The sequence below is a fragment of the Mycobacterium sp. genome (assembly GCF_049278535.1).
Lineage (GTDB): Bacteria > Actinomycetota > Actinomycetes > Mycobacteriales > Mycobacteriaceae > Mycobacterium.
The window spans coordinates 1-1,999 of the sequence record NZ_JBAPMI010000352.1; the positions used below are offsets into that span (position 1 = coordinate 1).

At 65.5% G+C, this 1,999-nt stretch carries 3 protein-coding genes; 2 read left to right on the top strand and 1 reads right to left on the bottom strand.

Going from position 1 to position 1,999, the window contains the following annotated elements; translation table 11 throughout:
- Positions 1-718 (bottom strand): ABC transporter ATP-binding protein (locus WAO18_RS22995; RefSeq protein WP_422208537.1); only part of this gene is annotated, 718 nt, incomplete at its 3' end.
- Positions 719-776: 58 nt separating this feature from the next.
- Between WAO18_RS22995 and WAO18_RS23000 the strand changes: the two genes are divergently transcribed.
- Both WAO18_RS23000 and tyrS read left to right on the top strand, forming a co-directional pair.
- On the top strand, positions 777-1,388 hold the full coding sequence (locus WAO18_RS23000; protein ID WP_422208538.1) for a DNA-3-methyladenine glycosylase: 612 nt from the start codon (positions 777-779) through the stop codon (positions 1,386-1,388).
- Positions 1,389-1,445: 57 nt separating this feature from the next.
- Positions 1,446-1,999 (top strand): tyrosine--tRNA ligase (gene tyrS / locus WAO18_RS23005; RefSeq protein ID WP_422208539.1); only part of this gene is annotated, 554 nt, incomplete at its 3' end.

Genomic DNA, 1,999 nt, shown 5'->3' on the forward strand with positions numbered 1-1,999 from the left:
CGTCCTCCAGTGACGTGCATCCGGTGTCCTCTCGTAGTTGGGTTGGGGTGGTCTGCGTAACCAGGTGGCCGTCGCGCATCAGCAACAGGTCGCCGCAATGGTCGGCTTCGTCCATCACGTGGCTGGAAACCAGCAGCGTGGTCCCCCCGCGAGCCAGGTCGGCGAACTGTTCCCAGAGATCTGCCCGTAGCACCGGGTCCAACCCCACCGTCGGTTCGTCGAGAACGAGTAACTCCGGCTGACAGACCAGCGCGCACGCCAGCGATACCCGGGTGCGCTGACCACCGGACAGATTGCCGCAGTAGGCAGTGCTGTGATCGGTCAGCCCAACCCGCTCGATCGCGGAGTCTGCGGCGTCGCCATCAAACCCGTAGAGCGCAGCGAAATATCGAACGTTGTCGACGATCCGCAGGTCGCCGTAGATCGTCGGGTCCTGCGGCAGATAGCCGAGCCGGTGCCGCAACGGCGAAGACCCGGCGGGCAGGCCGAGCACCCGCACGGTACCCGAGGTGATGAGCTGGGTGCCGACGACGCATCGGATCAACGTGGTCTTTCCGCAGCCTGACGGCCCGAGCAGACCGGTGATGCTGCCGCGGGCCACCCGCACCGAGAAGTCGTGCAGTGCAGGCCGTTTACCGCGAACCACCCGCAAGTGGTCGATATCGATCGCGACCTCGTGACCCGTTGACATTAATTCATCGTTTGATGAAGTCATCATAGGATGAATATTCACCCCTGCTGGCCGGCTGTCAAGGGTCGCAGGCAGAATCTGTGCGGTGGGCGCTGAGCAACTAGCGGTCGACCCGGTCGAAGCCGCACATCGACTACTCGGCGCAACCCTCACCGGTCGTGGCGTGAGCGCGACAATCGTCGAGGTCGAGGCGTATGGCGGCCCGCCTGATGGCCCCTGGCCGGACGCCGCCGCGCACTCATACCGCGGTGTGACCGCCCGCAACGCGGTGATGTTCGGGCCCGCCGGCCGGCTCTACACCTACCTCAGCCATGGCATCCACATCTGCGCGAACGTGGTCTGCGGACCCGCCGGGATCGCGGCCGCCGTCCTGCTCAGGGCTGCGGTCATCGAGACCGGGTTCGACGTCGCCCAGGCCCGGCGTGGGGCGGCGATCCGCACTCGCGCGCTGGCGCGTGGCCCAGGGAATCTCTGCTCGGCAGTCGGAATCACCATGGCCGACAATGGAATTGACCTGTTCGGCAGCGACAGTGCAATACGGCTGACACTCGACTGTGTGGCCGAAGCCAGTTCAGGACCTCGCGTCGGTGTCAGCCAGGCTGCCGACCGACCGTGGCGGCTGTGGTTGCCCGGCCGGACGGAGGTCTCTGCCTACCGGCGCAGTCCGCGAGCGCCGGCACCGGGTGCCAGTGACTGATTCGACGCGCCGTCCGGTCGCCCGCCGCGGGCGCGCCGCGCAGATGCGAGAAGATCTATGACTGTGGGCGCTGAAATCGTCGAAGAGCTGAGCTGGCGTGGACTGATTGCACAGTCCACCGACCTTGATGCGCTGACACAAGCAGCCGACGACGGTCCGATCACCCTGTATGCAGGGTTTGATCCCACCGCGCCCAGTCTGCATGCTGGTCACCTGGTGCCGTTGCTGACGCTGCGGCGTTTTCAGCAGGCCGGCCATCGGCCGATCGTTCTTGCCGGCGGCGCCACGGGTCTGATCGGCGACCCGCGCGAAACCGGCGAACGAGCGCTCAGCACCGAAGAGACCGTGCAGGAATGGACCGGGCGGATCCGCGGGCAACTCGAGCGATTTGTCGAGTTCGACGGCTCACCAACTGGTGCGATCGTCGAGAACAACCTCGAGTGGACCAGCGCGATGTCAGCGATCGAGCTGCTGCGTGACGTCGGTAAACACTTCTCGGTCAACGTGATGCTGGATCGCGACACCATTCGGCGGCGGCTGGAAGGCGACGGGATCTCCTACACGGAGTTCAGCTACATGCTGTTGCAGGCCAACGACTACGTCGAGCTTCA